15 protein-coding genes are annotated in these 18,999 nt (G+C 43.3%); 2 read left to right on the top strand and 13 right to left on the bottom strand.

Features of this window, described 5'->3' with window-relative positions; translation table 11 throughout:
• Positions 1–7: 7 nt before the first annotated feature.
• The gene (locus tag M0413_RS08465) at positions 8–457 is read right to left on the bottom strand and encodes an SRPBCC family protein (RefSeq protein ID WP_144344984.1); all 450 of its coding nucleotides are present in this window, start codon (positions 455–457) and stop codon (positions 8–10) included.
• 115 nt (positions 458–572) lie between these two features.
• The gene (locus M0413_RS08460) at positions 573–1,721 is read right to left on the bottom strand and encodes a DUF1570 domain-containing protein (protein WP_249553800.1); all 1,149 of its coding nucleotides are present in this window, start codon (positions 1,719–1,721) and stop codon (positions 573–575) included.
• Positions 1,722–2,072: 351 nt separating this feature from the next.
• On the opposite strand from M0413_RS08460, the gene M0413_RS08455 reads away from it, so the two are divergent.
• Positions 2,073–3,704 (top strand): diguanylate cyclase, encoded by a 1,632-nt coding sequence (locus M0413_RS08455; protein ID WP_037429090.1) that lies wholly within the window; start codon positions 2,073–2,075, stop codon positions 3,702–3,704.
• A gap of 30 nt (positions 3,705–3,734) precedes the next feature.
• Here M0413_RS08455 and M0413_RS08450 read toward each other — a convergent pair whose 3' ends face one another.
• From M0413_RS08450 to M0413_RS08405, 10 genes are read right to left on the bottom strand one after another with little or no spacing between them, the layout of a single operon-like run.
• Complete coding sequence (locus tag M0413_RS08450; RefSeq protein ID WP_037418021.1) at positions 3,735–4,787, bottom strand: protein-glutamate methylesterase/protein-glutamine glutaminase; 1,053 nt, start codon at positions 4,785–4,787, stop codon at positions 3,735–3,737.
• Between the two features lie 3 nt (positions 4,788–4,790).
• The gene (gene cheD / locus M0413_RS08445; RefSeq protein WP_172589632.1) at positions 4,791–5,411 is read right to left on the bottom strand and encodes a chemoreceptor glutamine deamidase CheD; all 621 of its coding nucleotides are present in this window, start codon (positions 5,409–5,411) and stop codon (positions 4,791–4,793) included.
• Positions 5,392–6,243 carry a CheR family methyltransferase gene (locus M0413_RS08440; RefSeq protein ID WP_169547675.1) on the bottom strand — a complete coding sequence of 284 codons (852 nt, stop codon included), beginning with the start codon at positions 6,241–6,243 and terminating at the stop codon, positions 5,392–5,394. The genes cheD and M0413_RS08440 overlap by 20 nt, the downstream gene beginning before the upstream one ends.
• A complete protein-coding gene (locus M0413_RS08435; protein WP_172589631.1) occupies positions 6,244–8,214 on the bottom strand; it encodes a methyl-accepting chemotaxis protein in 1,971 nt (656 codons plus the stop codon). It lies immediately after the preceding gene.
• A gap of 5 nt (positions 8,215–8,219) precedes the next feature.
• Entirely contained in the window at positions 8,220–8,732 is a 513-nt protein-coding gene (locus tag M0413_RS08430; RefSeq protein ID WP_037418008.1) for a chemotaxis protein CheW, read from the bottom strand.
• A 14-nt stretch (positions 8,733–8,746) separates the two neighbouring features.
• On the bottom strand, positions 8,747–10,852 hold the full coding sequence (locus M0413_RS08425; protein WP_172588310.1) for a chemotaxis protein CheA: 2,106 nt from the start codon (positions 10,850–10,852) through the stop codon (positions 8,747–8,749).
• Between the two features lie 16 nt (positions 10,853–10,868).
• Entirely contained in the window at positions 10,869–11,234 is a 366-nt protein-coding gene (locus M0413_RS08420) for a response regulator (protein ID WP_037418002.1), read from the bottom strand.
• 3 nt (positions 11,235–11,237) lie between these two features.
• Complete coding sequence (locus M0413_RS08415) at positions 11,238–12,935, bottom strand: SpoIIE family protein phosphatase (protein ID WP_249553798.1); 1,698 nt, start codon at positions 12,933–12,935, stop codon at positions 11,238–11,240.
• A 7-nt stretch (positions 12,936–12,942) separates the two neighbouring features.
• On the bottom strand, positions 12,943–13,227 hold the full coding sequence (locus M0413_RS08410; RefSeq protein ID WP_037429105.1) for an STAS domain-containing protein: 285 nt from the start codon (positions 13,225–13,227) through the stop codon (positions 12,943–12,945).
• Positions 13,228–13,241: 14 nt separating this feature from the next.
• Positions 13,242–14,384 carry a methyl-accepting chemotaxis protein gene (locus M0413_RS08405; protein WP_330130764.1) on the bottom strand — a complete coding sequence of 381 codons (1,143 nt, stop codon included), beginning with the start codon at positions 14,382–14,384 and terminating at the stop codon, positions 13,242–13,244.
• A gap of 431 nt (positions 14,385–14,815) precedes the next feature.
• On the opposite strand from M0413_RS08405, the gene M0413_RS08400 reads away from it, so the two are divergent.
• Positions 14,816–17,527, top strand: a complete 2,712-nt coding sequence (locus M0413_RS08400) for a bifunctional acetate--CoA ligase family protein/GNAT family N-acetyltransferase (RefSeq protein WP_249553794.1) — start codon at positions 14,816–14,818, stop codon at positions 17,525–17,527.
• Positions 17,528–17,867: 340 nt separating this feature from the next.
• Here the strand turns inward: M0413_RS08400 and M0413_RS08395 are convergent, their stop codons facing one another.
• Positions 17,868–18,899 carry an isoaspartyl peptidase/L-asparaginase family protein gene (locus tag M0413_RS08395; protein ID WP_249553792.1) on the bottom strand — a complete coding sequence of 344 codons (1,032 nt, stop codon included), beginning with the start codon at positions 18,897–18,899 and terminating at the stop codon, positions 17,868–17,870.
• Positions 18,900–18,999: the final 100 nt, after the last annotated feature.

The raw sequence follows: 18,999 nt of genomic DNA, 5'->3' as shown, positions 1-18,999 counted from the left end.
GACGACCTCATTCCGTCTTCGCTTCCACCAAAGCCGCAAGTTGCAGTAGTGACTCTTGCCAGCCTAAGTAACACATCTCCTCAGGAATGATCGCAGGAATGCCCTCCTGTACTATCTGCAAGCGGGTACCACAGGCTACCTCGGCAAGTTCAATTGTCACCTGCATCACCCCGGGTAGATTAGTATCATCAAATTGGTCGCTATGGCGGATAAGTGTATTAGGGATTAGCTCGGTATAAGTCACCTTAAAAGAATGACTGTACCCGGTCGCAAATTGGGTAAAACTCATGGAATACCCTGCACCGACAGCCAACTCAAACTCATGAATTGTCCCGACAAAGCCATAAGGTGGTAACCAACGTTCTAACGCCGCTTTATCGGTAAATGCTTTGTAGACTAACGCCGCTGGTGCACGCAACACCCTATGTAATCTCACTGTACCTGTGTTATCCGACATATCCTTATCCTTTAAAATGACGTTTAAGCACCGTGTCTAACATCAGTATTTAGCACGAGCAAAAAACAAGATTATAGTTGCTCGTGTAATTTCTATAGTTAAAATTCTCCATCTATTATTGCCTCCATCCCAGCCAATCTCTATTTAATTGACTGATCCCCCCTGGGTAAGAAGCGAGTATTTCGTCAACATTCTTAGTTCCACAACGCTGCGTACTAAGGTGCTCAAATAACCGCCTTAATAACTGTTTGCCATTTTTATGTTGAAACAAGAAGCGAACAAAACTGTGAGAATGTTGATAGAGCGCATCTTGCATCTGTCCTTGCCAATCTTGTTCTGATACAAGTAGCTCAACAAGCCCCATTGATAAATGAGCTTTATCATCTACAAAAACCATATTCGACTTGTTCCGAGTATTATTGTTAATAATTGATTCATATCGAGTATTTAACTCAACGGTTTCTAAGAATTCTGAAGATTCAAAGTACTCAGCAAGTCCTTCATTTAACCAGCGAGGTATACCACCAAATTGTCCGGCATTGATTACATGAACACTCTCATGGATTGCAGTTCTAAATGCTTGGGCATCTTCACGATGCCATACTGCTGCTAGGTTATGTTGACCGGAATAAAATCCTTGGCTTGCACCTACTTGAGAAGCATAACGTGCCTTTAATTTGTTATAAGCGGACAGGTTTCCAGCCAACATTAAGTTGACTTTGATTGGATGAAGCTGACGTTTTGGTAAGTATTTTCGGTAAATACTATCAATGTCTTTAATCGTTGCATTGAGACGATCTCGAAAAAATGGTGGAGGAGTCGTAGCCAATGAATCAATTTTTAACTCAAAACTATATTGCGGCTCTGTGTAAAGTGTCAGCTGACTATTCTTAATTGCATGGCTACTATCAGAGAAATGTGTCAGCCCTTTTTCATCAACCCAAGTATATATTCTTCTTTGCTTAGCCTCTTCTCCCTGTTTTACTACCAAGTCATTACATCCATCAAAATCCATTTGGTGTGTTTCATTTTCCACACTCCGAGGTGTTGTTTGACTCATTGTGGGCGGGACTTCTGTTGATGCAGTGCACCAATCCCATTGATAAGCAGAACAGTAGTAATGAACAGGCCTCATAATATTGGTCACTAGTTGGCTGGTCTCAATGCGGCTCCATCGACCTTGATAGTGAAAGTAATCGACTAACAAAGCGATAATGGCCATTGAAAATAACGTTACAAAAATATGCTTTGTGCGGCTTTCCATTGCCACCACTCCTTAAGATTCAATGACGATTAAGCTCACGAGTGAACACATAAACCTTATCTTCAATAGGCAAAATTTCAATACCAAGATGTATTGAAATAAGACGTTATTTGTTCAGTCAGCAAGCTACAACTTCAAAATACACAACACTATAATATTCACTTAAGACTAAACAAAATATCCATCGAAAAAGACTTGTTTTGCCGCATTTTTTCTCCCTTGGTTTACACTCATAAGGTACCCAACAAAACACAACTAAATGAATTGGGTTAATTAATCCTTAAGGGGTATTGCATACGCAGCAGCGGTGCACCAGTTTATTCTGTAAATCCTTATCATGGTGATGGTTTTATGAGTCTTGAAGAATCCTTAGAACAACTCAAACGTCAGTACTTACATGCTTTGCCTGATAAAAAGAAACAAATCATTACGTTATGGATCTCACTACGGAAAAACTGGCAAGGACATATGCTGTCAGCCGTTTATCGCGAAGTGCATAATTTAAAAGGTTCCTGTGAAACCTTTGGCTTAATCGAGACCAAAGATCTAGTCGATAAGCTTGAGCTTCAATTGAAACATCTTCTCGATACCCCAGCACCAACGCTAAATGTGATCAAAGGCCTAGATACGCTTTTCCATCAGTTACTGCAAAATAATCAGCATTGTCAGCCTGCGGCACCCGTGGTTGAGGCGCAAATGCAACAAAGCCCCTATAAACCCTCAAAGTCTCGCCATGAATACTGTATTGCCATCATCGAAGATGACAGTAATGTGGGCTTAATGATCACAAAACAACTACACGAGTTTGGTTTTAATGTGCAACATTTCTTAAATTTTACCGACTTTCTCAAGGTGCAATACTCAAGTCCATTCGATTTAATTTTATTAGATCTTATCTTGCCCGATTATACCGAAGAGGCACTATTCGAAGCCGCCACCGAATTTGAGAAAAATAATACTCGGGTATTTGTATTATCTTCTCGTGGCGATTTTGATATGCGTTTATTAGCGATTCGTGCCAATGTCAGCGAGTATTTTGTTAAACCGGCCGAAACAACATTGTTGGTTCGTAAAATTCATCAATGGCTCAAAATGTCCGATAAGCCTCCCCTTAAAGTGCTGTTAGTGGATGATCAGCAATCGATGGTTGATTATTTTTCGAGCTTGTTACGTAGCCATGGGTTAATGGTTAGAGGCATGACCAAACCCGAGCACGTCATGCCAACCCTGGAGCAATTTGAACCGGATTTATTTATCTTTGATCTCTATATGCCGGAGGTAAATGGCTTAGAACTGGCAAGAATGATCCGTCAGCTCGATAAATATACTTCAAGCCCTATTTTAGTGTTGAGCTCAGATGACACCATGCAAAATAAAGTCAGCATTATTCAGGCGGGATCCGATGATCTTATCTCTAAACAAACAGCCCCCAGCCTCTTTGTTACCCAAGTGATTTCCCGCGCGCAACGTGGCCATGATATACGCAGTTCTGCCAGCCGTGACAGTTTAACGGGCTTATTGAATCATACCCAAATCCTTGTTGCGGCTCGTCATAGTTTCAGCTTAGCCAAACGAGCAAACTCTTGCGTATGTATCGCGATGCTGGATCTAGATCACTTTAAGCAAGTGAATGATACTTATGGCCATTCAGGTGGTGATAAGGTTCTATTAGCTTTTTCGCACCTGTTACAACAGTCCCTACGCCCTGCGGATTTTATGGGGCGTTATGGCGGTGAGGAGTTTATGCTAGTCATACCTGACATGCCCGCACCGCTGGCGATTGCCAAAATTAATGCCATTCGCGAAAGCTTTAGCCATATTGTGTTTGTTGAAGAAGGCGCCGAATTTAAAGTCACATTGAGTGGTGGTTTGGCATTTTCAACCGAATGTCATCAGTTTCAAGAGTGTTTATTATTAGCGGATAAAAACTTGTATGAAGCCAAACGAAGCGGACGAAATTGTATTATCAATACCTTAGTTTAATGTATTGCCTAGGGTAAAAATCAGTATGACCTAGTCTCGTTTTAATGATGCCAAATACTGGAGCAGTTTATCCCCTAATTGAGGCAATTCTACTATATGATGAATCGCACCGCGTTTGATCGCCTCTTTAGGCATACCAAATACCACACAACTCTGCTCTCCTTGTGCAAAGGTTTTGCCACCTTGCTTATCTATCGCTTCCATCCCATCGGCCCCATCTTTACCCATACCAGTTAGGATCACAGCTGTCGCATTCGCGCCTGCATATTGAGCCACTGAATGGAATAACACGTCCACCGATGGTCTATGCCCACTGACTTTGTCACCTTGGCTAAGCTTTGCTTTAAAACTCCCACCAACTTTGATGATTTCTAAGTGCTGATCCCCTGGTGCAATGTAGGCATAACAAGGTAATAACCGCTCCCCTTCCTCAGCTTGCTTTACATTAAGGCGAGTGAGTTTGTTTAGTCGTTCTGCAAAGGTACGGGTAAATCCAGCAGGCATATGTTGCGTAATCACAATTGGCGGCATAACCGCAGGAAATTGTTGTAAAAGATGCAAAATAGCCTCGGTCCCGCCAGTGGAAGCTCCAATAGCCACTAACTGGGTATTAACAGTACGTTGATTTAAGGCTGGTTTTAAACTGGGTTTCAGCGTTATGGTCGGTGCAGGCAGGCTTTGCAACTTTGCCTTTGCCGCAGACTTAATTTTTTCGAGGATTAAATCCTGATATTCATTAAATCCCTGAGGTGAATCCAGCTTAGGCTTAGGAATAAAATCCACAGCTCCCAGAGCTAGTGCATTGAATGTCGCATCTGCGCCCTCTTCGGTTAAGGCAGAAATCATCACGACAGCTGTTGGTCTTGCCTTCATTAATCGATCTAAAAACGTGAGTCCATCAACCTTTGGCATTTCAATATCTAAGGTAATCACATCTGGCCGAAATTGATTCACCATATCCTTGGCCATATAGGCATCGACAGCCATGCCAACGAGACACAACTCAGGATCGGACTCGACCATCCTGCCCAACAGACTGCGGATTAAGGCTGAATCGTCTACCACTAATACCTTTATTGCCATCTGCTATTCACCAAAGAGTTCCACATCCCCACCACTCGGAAGATTTTTAATCCGTAAGCGGTATTCACTTTCCCTATCCATAATAGTGCTATTATGCATCGTCTTGATTTTTCTAACTTTAACTAATCCTGTTTCCGGGAAGAAGTACACTTTACGCGGGTAAATATCGAGTAAGTCCGCAGCGATGACGGGTATTTGCTCTATCTGCAAGTAATCCAACACAAATTCAGCATTACGCTCGCCAATATTGTGTAATGTTAATCCTGATAGCATGTTGCCACCACCAAACACCTTCGCTTCAATGAACTGCCGTCTTGCACCTAATTTCAATAAATCATTGATCAGCAACTCCATCGCATAGACACCATAACGCGCTGATTCAGCTAAAATACCATTTCCATGATTATCACAACTGGGCAATAAAAAGTGATTCATGCCACCAATTTTCCGTTCGAGGTCATATAAGCAAACGGCAATACACGACCCTAATACAGTCACAATTAATTTACCCTCCCGAGTGGCATAATATTCACCCGGCATAATTTTCACGGCTTCACAATCAAACAAGTGATCAAAATACCGATTTGGCCCTAGGGCAGGATATTCAATATTCGGTCTTAGCACTCGTTTTTCCCTTTACGGCCTGATAAGTAGTTTGTCCTACAGGGGTGAGGATCTGTGGAAACATATTGAAATTTTCAGAATGTCCCGCGATATATAATCCCTCTTCCGTTAGTGACAGCACCATATGTTTTAAAATGGCTTCTTGAGTTGCTTTATCGAAATAAATCATTACATTTCGGCAAAAAATAATATCGACGGGGGTTTTAATCGACCAAAAAGAATCGACTAAGTTGATTCGAGTAAACTGCAACATTTGCTTTAATTCCGGGATCACACGGACTTGACCGAGTTTCGCCCCTTTACCCCGCTGAAAAAATAACGTTTTACGCTCATCGCTCACCGTCTCAATACGCTCTATCGGATAAATCCCCGTCTGCGCTTTTTTTAAGACGGCACTGTCAATATCTGACGCTATTATCTCAATCGGCGTATTAAATCGACCAAAATGCTCAGCGACAACCATAGCTATTGAATAAGGTTCTTCACCCGTGCTACTTGCAGCACACCAGATCCGTTTTGTGTGTGGATGAGTCTGTAAATAGCGTTTTAACACCTCAAAATGATGCGGCTCACGAAAGAACGCGGTTTGATTAGTCGTGAGTGCATTAATAAATTCCTGGTGTTCGCATTCATTCGCTTGTAAATACTCTAAATAAGCCGTAAATCCCGATAATTTCAGTGCCCTAATTCGCCTCACTAATCGGCTATACACCATAGCGTCTTTACTGTCGGCTAATTTTATACCAGCGAACTGATACAGCAGGGTCTTTACCGCCTTAAAGTGAGCCAATGTAAACACATATTCCTTACCTAGCGGTCTGAGATCACTCAATCAAAAGTCTTCCCATTCATCTTGATCGACTTTATTTAACCTAGGCTTAGGCGTCATTGCTTTAGGTTTCGTGGACACTCGTGCTAATGAGGGGGTTTTAGTCGCTATTTTTTTAAGCTCAGAGGTGCGGCCAATTGCGCTTGTTTCCTCATCGACTTTGAAATTTGCCACACTATCAGCAAGTTGCTGCGCCTGAGATTGCATACTTTCAGCTGCCGCAGCGGCTTCTTCAACAAGAGCCGCATTTTGCTGCGTCATTTCATCCATTTGCACAACGGCTTTGCCTATTTCATCGATACCAATCGCTTGCTCATTAGAGGCGGAGGCTATTTCCGCCATAATGTCGTTCACTCGTTTGATTGCAATGACAATTTCCTTCATGGTATCGCCGGATTTTCCGACGAGGCTATTGCCGCTCTCAATTTTACTGACCGAGTCAGAGATTAATGCCTTAATGTCTTTCGCTGCATTTGCAGAACGTTGAGCCAAGCTTCGCACTTCTGAGGCCACGACCGCAAACCCCCGCCCCTGCTCACCGGCTCTGGCTGCCTCGACCGCAGCATTGAGCGCCAATATATTGGTTTGAAAGGCAATACCATCGATCACGCCAATAATATCGGCAATTTTGCGCGCGGATTCGTTGATTGACGCCATGGTTTGCACGACTTGCTGGATAAGCTCTCCCCCATCTTCAGCCACATCGGCAGCTTTTGAAGCTAAGGCATTGGCTTGGCTGGCATTATCAGCATTTAATTTTACAGTTCCCGTTAACTCTTCCATGCTGGCGGAAGTTTCTTCGAGACTCGAGGCTTGCTCCTCTGTTCGACTGGACAGATCGGCATTGCCTTGAGCGATTTCAGTAGATGCGGTATTGATGGTATCAGCTGCTTTTTGAATATCTCTTATCATGTAAGAGAGCTTTTCAGCGGTTTGGTTTGAATAGTTTTTTAAATCATTAAAGGTGCCTTCATACTCGTTATAAATCCTCGTGGTCAAATCCCCTTCAGCCATGGCCATTAGCACACGAGCAACATCTTGTAATCCTCTATCAGAGGTTTCAATCAAAGCATTGAGGCTATTCGCTAACATTAAGAAAAAACCCTGCTTACTTTGACTATCGACACGTTGGGTAAAGTCTCCCGCAGCGGCTGCCCCAACGATCCGAGCAATTTCTTGTTCAACTTGTACTTCTTCAGTACGGTCGAGCCACTCAACAACTGTGCCTAACCGTTCACCTGACTTTGCAATAATCGGGCTTGCCGTTAGACGGAAATGACAACTCGCCACTTTGATCTGCGACTCATATTTACGATCGAGCTTGTCAAGCAGACTCGCTTGATGCGCCGGATTACGGTGGAAGATATCCATAGAACTACCGATGATCTTATCCACGGCGAAATGGGGTAAAACCTGGCGAATTTCACTTTCAGAGCGGCGTAACATGGCTTCAACTGAACGGTTCATATAAATAATGGTTCGATTGGCATCGGCGATCATCACATTGGTGCTTGTGTTATTGAGCGCTTCTAATATGCGTTGGGTTGCCCGTTCAGCTTCAATACTTTCAGTGCGGTCAATCCACTCAACACCAGTCCCTAAATGCTTATTATCACGGGAAATAATAGGTGTCAGTATCAATTTAAAGGTTCGCTTACCAATGCTGATTTGTGCCGTATGTGGTTGTGTTAATCTTTCTAGCATATTGCGCTGATGAGCGGGATTAACATGGAAGATATCGATATTACTGCCAACGATCTTGGCAACGGAAAACTGGGGTAACTGTTTACGGATATCAGCCTCAGCCTCTGACAGCATATTCAGTACGGCTTTATTGGCGTAAATGATATTGCGCTCACTATCGGCAATCATGAAATTATTACCACTGTTATCGAGCAATTGGAAATAACGTTGGCGCTCTTCATCTCGACGTTGGCGCTCTTCGGTATTACCGAAAATATCTAAGATACCCATAGTGTTTACTCCTGCTCAGAAAGACTGTTTGTATCCATTAGCCCCAACTCATCACTGCTGATAAGAGCTTGAATATTGACCAAAATAATCATTTTTTCTTCAACGGTTGCGAGACCTTTGAGATAGCGACTATCAAAGGCAGCGCCAAATTGCGGGGCGGGTAAAATGGCTTCACTCGCCAGTTTAATGACATCTGAAACAGCATCGACCACGATGCCGACAATTCGGTCACAAACATTGAGCATAATCACTATCGTGAACTCATCATAAGTAGCTGTTCCGACATTAAATTTCATTCGTAAATCGACAATCGGTACGATATCACCACGCAGGTTAAGCACTCCTTTAATAAAACTGGGCGCATTGGCAATTTTTGTGACAGGCTCGTAACCTCTTATTTCTTTTACCGACATAATGTCCAATGCATAGTGTTCTTCACCCAGCACAAAACTTAAAAACTCTACTTCATCATGGGCACTAAATTCCGGTTTAGGGCCGAGCAATGTGCGACTTTCCATTAGCATGTCCTCAGTTAATGCTTAATATGCTGGGCCAGTGATTCCACATCGAGAATTAAAGCGACACTACCATCTCCCATAATGGTGGCTCCAGACACGCCTGGGATCCGACGATAATGTTTTTCAAGACTCTTAATCACAACCTGCTGCTGACCAACCAATGCATCAACAAACAATCCAAAACGTTTATTGTTGCTTTCAAGGAGCACCACAATGCCCTCTTCGGGACGCTTGGCAAACGGATCGATTTCCATCAATTGATGCAGGTTTAATAGGGGTAAATATTCTTCCCTGACTCGGATTAAACGCTCGTGAGCGAAGGACGTTAGCTGCTCATTATGGGGTTGTATTGATTCGATAATATGGACTAGCGGTAGAATATAGATTTGATTACCCACACTCACACTCATCCCATCAACAATGGCTAAGGTCAGTGGCAATTGAATTTCAAAGGTAGCCCCATGACCCGCAACGGAATCGATATCGATTCGTCCGCCTAGTGCTTCAATATTTCGACGAACAACATCCATCCCGACACCACGGCCAGAAACATCAGTAATTTCCTTGGCGGTCGAAAATCCGGCGGTAAAAATCAGTTGCCAAATCAGTTTATCCGGCATGTTATCCGCAACTGGCATATTATTTTCTCGGGCTTTTTGTAAGATCCTCTCGCGATGTAAACCAGCACCATCATCATGTACTGCAATGACAATACTGCCCCCCCGCTGACTTGCTTTAAGCGATAATTGGGCCGTTTCAGCTTTACCCAACGCACGCCTGACTTCTGGTTTTTCAATACCATGGTCTAAACTATTGCGTACTAGATGCGTGAGCGGATCGACCAGCTTTTCAATCATGCCCTTGTCGATTTCCGTGTTGCCACCTTCGATCACGAGATTGACATTTTTGCCGAGTTGTTCTGATAAATCTCTGACTAATCGATGAAACCGGTTGAATACAAAGGAAACTGGCAACATTCGGACCGACATCACAGCCTCTTGCATCTCCCGCGTATTTCGCTCAAGTTCGACCAATGCAGTCTTAAGCCTTTCACCCAATTCACCCGACAGCTCATTACCAATGAGGGTCAACATTGACTGGGTAATAACCAATTCACCCGCAAGATTGACTAGGGTATCGATTTTGGAGGTTTCGACTCTTAATGTGGCATCTTGACTGGTCGTGTTGACTTTTTTAGTCGCAACAGTTGTTTGTGGTGATGTGACGGCAGAAGCCACATGCTGATTTGATGCATTTGAAGTAACCAAATCTGTGGGTTCTGTTTTTTCGGTTTGCGTGACTTTGCCTGTATAACGAGGCACTTTAGCACCGGAATGATGACTAATAGGCTCTACAATTGGCTCAATGATGGGATGTGCTGGATTAGTTTTAATCTGCACTAAAGCATCAATTTCACTGTCAATGCTTTCAGCTGTTAAGGACTCAAAGAAACCAAAACCTAAGTCATCGTCAGGCGCTGTACTAAGTTGCTGACTATTTGTGACCGTTTTGCTTAAATCATCAATACTAATTTCTTTCGCAATATACGCTTCATCAAAAAAACCAAAATCTTGATTTTCAATGGCTAAGGTTAATTTGACATCATCTTCAAAAAAACCAAAGCCGAGATCATTCTCGTCACAGGCCTTGGGTAAAACCGTTGCTGTGTGTGGCACTGCTGTTTGAATTGGCGAAGTGAACGTTTCGTTAGAATGGGTAATCGAAAAAGGCTCACCATTTAATGCTGCAATTAATTGATTTTTAGCAAATTCAACCTGTTGCCAATCAATTGGTGAATCTTCACGATACAAGCTAAGAATGTGGGATAGCGTGTCAACCGTCTTCAAAAGTAAATCAATGACCCCGGAAGATAACTCAAATGTACCCTTTCTCACTTTATCGAGTAGGTTTTCCATTACGTGAGTGACACTGGTGAGCGCCGTAAAGCCAAAAATACCACTGCCTCCCTTAATAGAGTGCGCCGCTCGAAAAATAGTATTTAACTCCTCGGGATCTGGCGACTGAAGATCGAGGGCAATAAGCAGTTGCTCCATGCTTTCAAGATGCTCATGGCTTTCTTCAAAAAAGACTTGATGAAACTCAGCCATATTAATGGACATATTGCCCCCGATACCCTCAACCCAGCACTTTGGCGGTTATTGCTAATAATTTTTGCGGGTCAAAAGGCTTAACCATCCATCCCGTTGCACCAACCGCTTTTCCTTGGGCTTTCATATCTTCTCCCGCTTCAGTGGTTAGCATTATGATTGGGGTTCGCATATATGCGGACATCCCTCGCAAAGATTTAATTAAGGTTAAACCATCCATTCTCGGCATATTTTGGTCAGTCAAAATAAAATCAAATCGCTGGCTACTACACAAATCGAGAGCCTCTTGGCCATCTTTAGCCAAAGTGACTAGATAGTTTGCTGATTTCAGCGTGGCTTCAACCATCTGTCGAATGGCAGCAGAATCATCAACAATTAATATTTTTTTACTCATGCCCTATTCCATAACCACTTTAGTGATATTACCGGGAGAAATTAATTCATAGTGTTTACATAATTTTTTCACCAGTGATAAGCCTCGTCCAGAAAGTTCAGGATAATTTGAAATCGATTTATCAAAACCAGTAAATCCTTTGCCACTATCAGACACAGTGATCAACAGTTCATACCTGTCATTCCAAGTTATGCTCACTTTTACCCAATCATTTGAAGTAAGCCTATCTGCGCAGCCATCTCTTATACTATGGTACAATTCAAAGCCTTCAGGATCATTTTTTAGTCTAGAATCTAATTTTAGTACACCATGGTCGATAGCATTACTAAATAACTCGGCCACTACCGTAAATACTCTTTGACAAAAATATGTCGCAAAACCAAATGCTGATAAAAACTGGTTGAGCATACTCAAGTAATCCGCACTTAGTAGCATAGGTCCTGATATCTTGATATCCCAATCAAACTCTCCATTCTTATTTGATAATAAATGCCTAACATCTTGAGAACGATACCAGTCATGAAGACGCTGAAAATCAAGAGTGCAAACACTAATATCATCAATAATATGATTATCCAGAGAATTATTATCAAAATTTTCTTTAAAAAAATAAGGCAAGGAGTCTAACTTTTCATGAAACAGAGCATTAAGTCGCTCCATACCAAACTGAGAGTTATCAAATAATGGCTGTTCAATTAATCCATCGCTATATAGACATGCATATCCTTCGTGCGGCAAATCAATCTCAACAATGTCTGCAATAAATGTATTTGGCGGTAAAATTCCAAGCGCCATATTCGTTGACTTAAACACTTTATTTAGCCACGAATTATTATCTTGAGATTGATTATTATGTCTGAGGTGAAGAAAAACAGGCGGCATACCACCATTCCAAACATAAAGTTTATTACGAAATAAATCGGCTTCAAGAAGAATGCAGGCAACAAATCTATCATCTGGATTTTCGTAAAATAATTTTTCATTAAGCTCATAGATTAAGGTTACTAGTGAAAAGCACTTAGAAACCATAGCGTTAAATGTACTTGCCACTCGCATGATAGGCATGGCAGCACTAAGACCGTGACCTGTTGAATCAGCTAGCATAATGAATAAATTACCGTTAGGTGAGACACTATTTAACAAAATATCGCCACTAAAATTCGCACTTGCTTGAGAAAATGACTTGATAAAGTCAAATTTGCTATTATCAACATTCACTAAATGCTCAAAAATATGACGAGCCAGTTGCTCTTCTCTTGCTTTTTCATAGAGCATTTTTTCGAGTTCAACACTTTGCTGTTTAACTTTTTCTTGCAATCTGATACGTGTTAATAAAATTTCAGATTTATACCAAAACAATTCAACATTGATAGGTTTAACAACAAAATCCAACACCCCCATTTTAAAGCAATCTAAAAATGCCTGAGGTTCTTTCTTATCAGTTACAACGACAACTGGAATTTCCTTATTCAATTGACGAAGATTTTCTAGTAATGTTAACGCTGTACCATCGGACTGAAAAAAATTCACTAAAATCAAATCAATTCTGTTGATAGCTATTTCAAAAAAAGCATCCTCAAGATTATCACAGATAATCACGTTATAACCTTTGCTATGAATAAAGTCACTGATAGACTGACTCACAACAGCATCATTGTCGACAACCAATACAAAGTGATTAATTGCTGAGTGCTCTGACATAGCTAGATTACTCGATGATATAAATTTTCTGCATGTTGGCGATGGTTAATATCTCCTCGGCTTGACCATGAGCTCCTTTTACTGATGTCGACATGCCCTTTTCTTGAGCTTTTCGATATAGCAGTACCATCATGCCTAATGCTGAACTATCAAGATATAACACTCGGCTAAAATCCAAAATAATATGATTAACGTCCTTAAGAGTTAAGATTTGTTGATAGTCTCGTGTAAAATTTTTGTGGTAATAAAAGTCAAATCGCTCTGGCAAGATAATGGTCTGAATGTTTGACATAATATAATATCCATTTAAAAGAGTTCGATTTCGCCACTCGTTATTTCATTCCTTGATACGGGATTATGTTTTTCATTTCGGTGCCGACTCATTTTTTCAGTCACGTCTTCACCGGTAATTCCAAACTCCTCATAAGACATAGCTGTGACTTGTTTGAGCGATTCTTTTAAATGATGTAACGCTTGATTGGTGTGTGACAAACTTTGAGAGGTTATATCACTAAATTGTAATCCCCTTATCGTATCTGAAATTGCCGTTTCAAGTTCATGCGCAGATGAATCAATGCGCGCAATGACCTTAGAATCCTTTTCCGCCTTTACGATAATTTGTTTGAGTGCTGTATCAATATCTTTTTTTGCATCAATAATATAACTCATATCCTGTGCGGCAACTTTACTTACATGCTGGGTGAGTTGTTCAATCTGATTCTGAATAGATCTCAGTTGTTTTTGAATACTTTCACTAAATCCAGAACTGCGGTTAGACAATGCACGCACTTCATCCGCCACGACCGCAAAGCCTCTACCCGCTTCCCCCGCACGCGCCGCCTCAATCGCGGCATTTAAAGCGAGTAAGTTTGTTTGAGAAGATATTTGATCGATATCCTGTAAGGCCTTCATCGCCTGCGGCATGGATTCGTAAATAAGGTTAACTTTCTCAAGCAATTCCATTGTTGAGGCAGACATTTCGATGGTGGATTGAATGAAGCGTTCTAACGTTTGCGACGTATTATTCGCAAATTGTTTCATCTGCTCGGAGTGAAATATCTCAGCATCATCAGTACTTTTTACTAGATCAGAGATAAATCCCGTTTGCTCAGTCATCAGCCGGCCTAAGCCATCAAAAGAATCTCCGAGTAAATTAACCGCATCTTCCTGAACCCGCAGGACATTATGGATATTATTTTCACATTCACTAACAGTCGCAATCGCCTCTTGGTATAAGCGTTGGTGCGTTTGCCAACCAAGAGCGACGCCATCCCGTTGTTCTACTTGAGAGGTGCTAGACATCACTGAAGATTGCTGCTGACGGTAAAATTGCCAACATAGCATCACGGCAACCGCCAACACCGGACTGAGGAGCCAAAGGGTAATAGACCCCACCAAGTAACCTATTGCTATTGCAAAGACTGCGATGATGCCATCCATGTATCTCATAAACACTTCACAATAATTTATCCGTGTGTAAAAAGTAGTTTGAGATTCAGGGGTTTTCAAACAAATACGGAAAAATTTTACTTTGTTGAGGGCGTGTTGACATTTCTTGATTAGATTATCTTCGCTCTGGCAAGCTTATTCTCTCGTAACACGTCGACTCAGATGACGAGAGGCAAGGAGTAGACGTTTGCCATCTGCTGCCTTGTAGCATTTGGTCACCAAAATCTCCGCAAAGCCCACAGGGTTTCGCTTCTGTAGTCAGAGATCTCGCTATTACTAAAAATGTTTCATTAAAGATAAAAATATGATGTTTACCGCATTTAACTTAATGATTTACTAATAAACTTACCACGCAATACCTGAATCAAAACTGTGCAGCCCCACGTGCGTAGGTTACACTGGCAGCGTCTTCGTCTGGGATGGGATCATTTATGAGTCAACGTACACTACATTCCTTATTTAAACCCACATCCGTTGCCATCATTGGCGCCTCTAATAGCGAGAAACGTGCTGGAAATGTGCTGATGAAAAACCTGCTATCCAGCGGGTTTTCTGGGCCCATCATGCCCGTTACGCCCAAATATCGCGCGGTTATGGGCGTGCTTGCCTATCCCAACATTGAAGCCTTACCGATAAAACCCGACCTCGCGGTGATTTGTACTCGTGCTAGCCGTGTACCCGCGATTGTCGAAACTCTCGCGCAATTTGGCTGTAAAGTGGCAATTATTATGGCTTCTGGGATGGCGCAGGAGGTCAACGATGATGGTGTAAGCTTACTCGACCTAGCCATGCAACATGCCAAACGTTATGGCATGCGAATCCTTGGTCCTAATAGTTTAGGGATGCTTTTACCGCCCTTAGGACTCAATGCTAGCCTTGCCCATGCGGGTGCCTTACCCGGCAAAATTGCGTTTGTATCCCAATCAGCGGCAATATGCACCACAGTGCTCGATTGGGCAAATAACAAAGGGATTGGCTTTTCGTCTTTTATTTCCCTTGGCGATGCCACTGATATTAACTTCGATGAACTGCTCGATTATCTCGGCCGCGATAGCCGTACCAGTGCCATTATGCTGTATATCGACTCAGTTAATGAGAAGCGCCATTTTCTCTCTGCTGCCCGAGCAGCATCGCGTAATAAACCGATTTTAGTGATCAAATCGGGCCGCAGCGCCGAAGGCGTACGGGCCGCGAAACAACATACGGGCGGTATCGGTGGTAATGATGCTGTGTATGAAGCCGCCTTTAGGCGCGCGGGGATGCTGAGGGTAAATGATTTAATAGAACTTTTTGCCGCGGTTGAAAGCCTTGCCCACTCCAATCCACTGCAGGGAGAGCGATTAGGTATTATCAGTAATGGTGGCGGCCCTGCGGTATTAGCCGTCGATGAACTGATCCTGCGCGGCGGGAAATTAGCAGAATTATCCCCAGAAACGCTTGCTAAGCTTGATACAGTACTGCCCTCGACGTGGTCGAAGCAAAATCCGGTGGATATTATCGGTGATGCGAATGCTAGCCGCTATGCCAATGCGCTCTCCATCCTAATGGATAGTGAGGAATTAGATGCCATTTTAGTATTGCATTCGCCCTCAGCCCTTGGTGAAAGTGTCGAGATTGCCGATGCCTTAATTAAAGTTATCCACGCGCATCCGAAGAAAAACCGTTTAAATATCCTCACCAACTGGAGCGGTGAAGACTCGGCCTATCAAGCCCGCAAACGCTTTACTAAGGGCGGCATCTCCACCTATCGCACCCCCGAAGGTGCAGTAGGCGCCTTTATGCATATGGTGGAATATCGTCGCAATCAAAAACTGCTACAGGAAGTGCCGCAGTCGATCCCCGACAATATTCCGACCGATAGCCAAACGGCGCGAAAATTGCTGCAAGCGGCGCAGGCCAAGGGTAAAGCGGTACTCGAAACCCATGAAGCCAGCCCGATTTTGCGCGCCTATGGCCTCAATACTATCGACACTTGGTTTGTCAAAGATGCTGATGAGGCCGTCGCTATTGCCAATGAGGCGGGTTACCCCCTAGCGCTGAAGGTGCAATCACCCAATATTTTGCATAAATCCGATGTTCACGGGGTGATGCTTAATCTCACCTCTGAGGAAGACATTCGCCATGCCGCGAATGCAATTACCCAGCGGGTACACCAAGCCAATCCGGACGCCATTATCGAAGGCATGATAGTACAAAAGATGGCACTGACTGCGGGCGCGCAGGAAATCCGTGTCGCCGTGATAAGCGATCCCGTCTTTGGCCCGGCCATCTGTTTGGGTGAAGGCGGCTCAGAATGGGATCCGACTCAAGATGCGGCGGTTGCTTTGCCTCCACTCAATATGGCGCTGGCACGTTATATGGTCATCCAAGCCCTAAAAACCCATAAGTTAAAAGATCGGCATTTGCCACTAGGGCTTGATATGAACGCCCTATGCGTGATGCTGACGCAAATATCCCATATAATTATCGACTGTCCAGAAATTGCGGCGCTAGATCTCAACCCTGTACTGGCGGCGGGGGAAAACATTACCCTGCTCGATGTGAATATCCGTCTACACGATGCCAATACGGATAATCCCTCTCGACTTGCCATCATGCCCTACCCCAAAGAGTTAGAAGAATTTGCCGAGCTAAAAAATGGCCTCAGAGTGATGCTTCGCCCCATTCTTCCCGAGGATGAGCCTAAACATCTGGCCTTTGATAACTCCCTCTCCGATGAGGACAGATATAAACGCTATTTTGGCGTACGCTCGAAAATGACCCACGAGGAAATGGCGGTATTGACTCAAATCGATTATGCCCGCGAAATGGCCTTTATCGCTACGGCCAAAGGGCCCGATGGCGATGACATTACCTTAGGCGCGGTAAGGGCCTCCATCGACCCCGATAATACCGAGGCAGAATTTGCTATGGCGGTACGGGGGGATCACCAAGGCATTGGGCTAGGTAAACTGCTGCTTGAAAAATTGATTAAATACTATCAAGCCAATGACACCCCTGTGCTTACAGGCTTTACCATGTTTGAAAACCGCAATATGGCAAGTCTTGCTAAAAGCCTAGGCTTTAAGGTGACCTTCGATATGGAAGAACATCTAATCAAAATGCATATGGACCTCAAAAGTAATAGCCCTGTCAATTCATGAGATATCTAGGGCGTTTTGACGTTTTAGGGTTATTTTTGAAGCAATTTGGCGGGCGTTTATGCAAGGCAAAGTCCGTGTAGTTATTCTACATAAACGGACGATAATGCGGCAGAAACGCCCGCCAAATGCTGCCCCAAGGGTTCGACTTACTTCCTGCCATAAGAGCCGCTAGTCATTTGAGTAGAATAACGACACAGCATTCCTCGTTTCGCGAGCACGTGCAGCCGGGACGAGCAACATTTAATCTTGAAACGTCAACACGCCCTAATATCTTACAAATAAAAGAATAAGTGCCGATTATGCGGCACTTATTCTTTGTGATGATCGCAGGTGACTCACATTATTGGTCCTGCCAAATCATTACCTGTGCGGGTTCACCATTGGTGCGGGTTGCACGGTACATCCCCTCTGTATTAAAGGGGGCAGCAACATTGCCTCGATGATCAACCGCAATCACCCCACCAGAACCGCCCGCCGTGATAAGACGTTGATTAATCACTTCATCCGCCGCTTGAATAATGGATTTTTGCTGGTATTTCACCTTAGCGCAGATATCGCCCGCCACTTGGTAGCGAATAAAAAACTCACCGTGACCCGTTGCAGATACAGCGCAAACGCCGTTTTCCGCATAAGTGCCCGCACCAATCACTGGCGAATCCCCGATCCGGCCAAAGCGCTTAGCCGTCATGCCGCCGGTGGATGTCCCCGCCGCTAAGTTACCGTTTTTGTCTAAAGCGACTGCGCCAACGGTGCCAAATTTATAATCGAGATCTTTCATCTCAATACCTGCAATTTGCTCGGACTTTTCAGCCGCCTGCAATTTTTGTCTGGCATCGAGTAATTGCTGATAACGGGCATCGCTATCAAAATGGCTGTTAGGTACCAGCGTAAAACCTTGAGTCAAGGCAAACTCCTCAGCACCCGCGCCCGAGAGCATCACATGCTCGGACTTATTCATCACCGCTATAGCTAAATCGATTGGATTAGCAATATGGCGTACACCTGCCACAGCGCCTGCATTCATGGTTTTACCATCCATGATAGAGGCATCTAACTCATGACCACCATCATAGGTGTAAACCGAACCGACACCGGCGTTAAACAATGGGCTGTTTTCCAATACATTGATGGCTGTTTGTACGGCAAGTATGCTATCTCCACCCTGTTCTAATATTTTTGAGCCCTTATCGACGGCTTCTTTTAGTTTATCTTTATAGGCTTGTCGCAGTTCAGGCGTGAGATTGGCTTTAGAAATCGTGCCTGCGCCACCGTGGATCGCAATGGCAAAAGGTTTTTCATTTGCTTGGGTATTTTGTGACATAAAAAGTGCACTCGAGAGAATTAAACTAAAGGTGGCTAATTTTATTTTCATTATTTACATCCCCTTAAACAGTAACGTCCTTTGTAACCATTTCAATGACTAATTTCAATCATCTCCTTGCCTGTTAACGCTATTCTGGCGACAATGAAGT

The sequence above is a fragment of the Shewanella sp. 8A genome (assembly GCF_023475945.1).
Classification (GTDB): Bacteria; Pseudomonadota; Gammaproteobacteria; order Enterobacterales; family Shewanellaceae; genus Shewanella; species Shewanella xiamenensis.
This window is presented reverse-complemented; position numbering and strand designations above follow the sequence as displayed.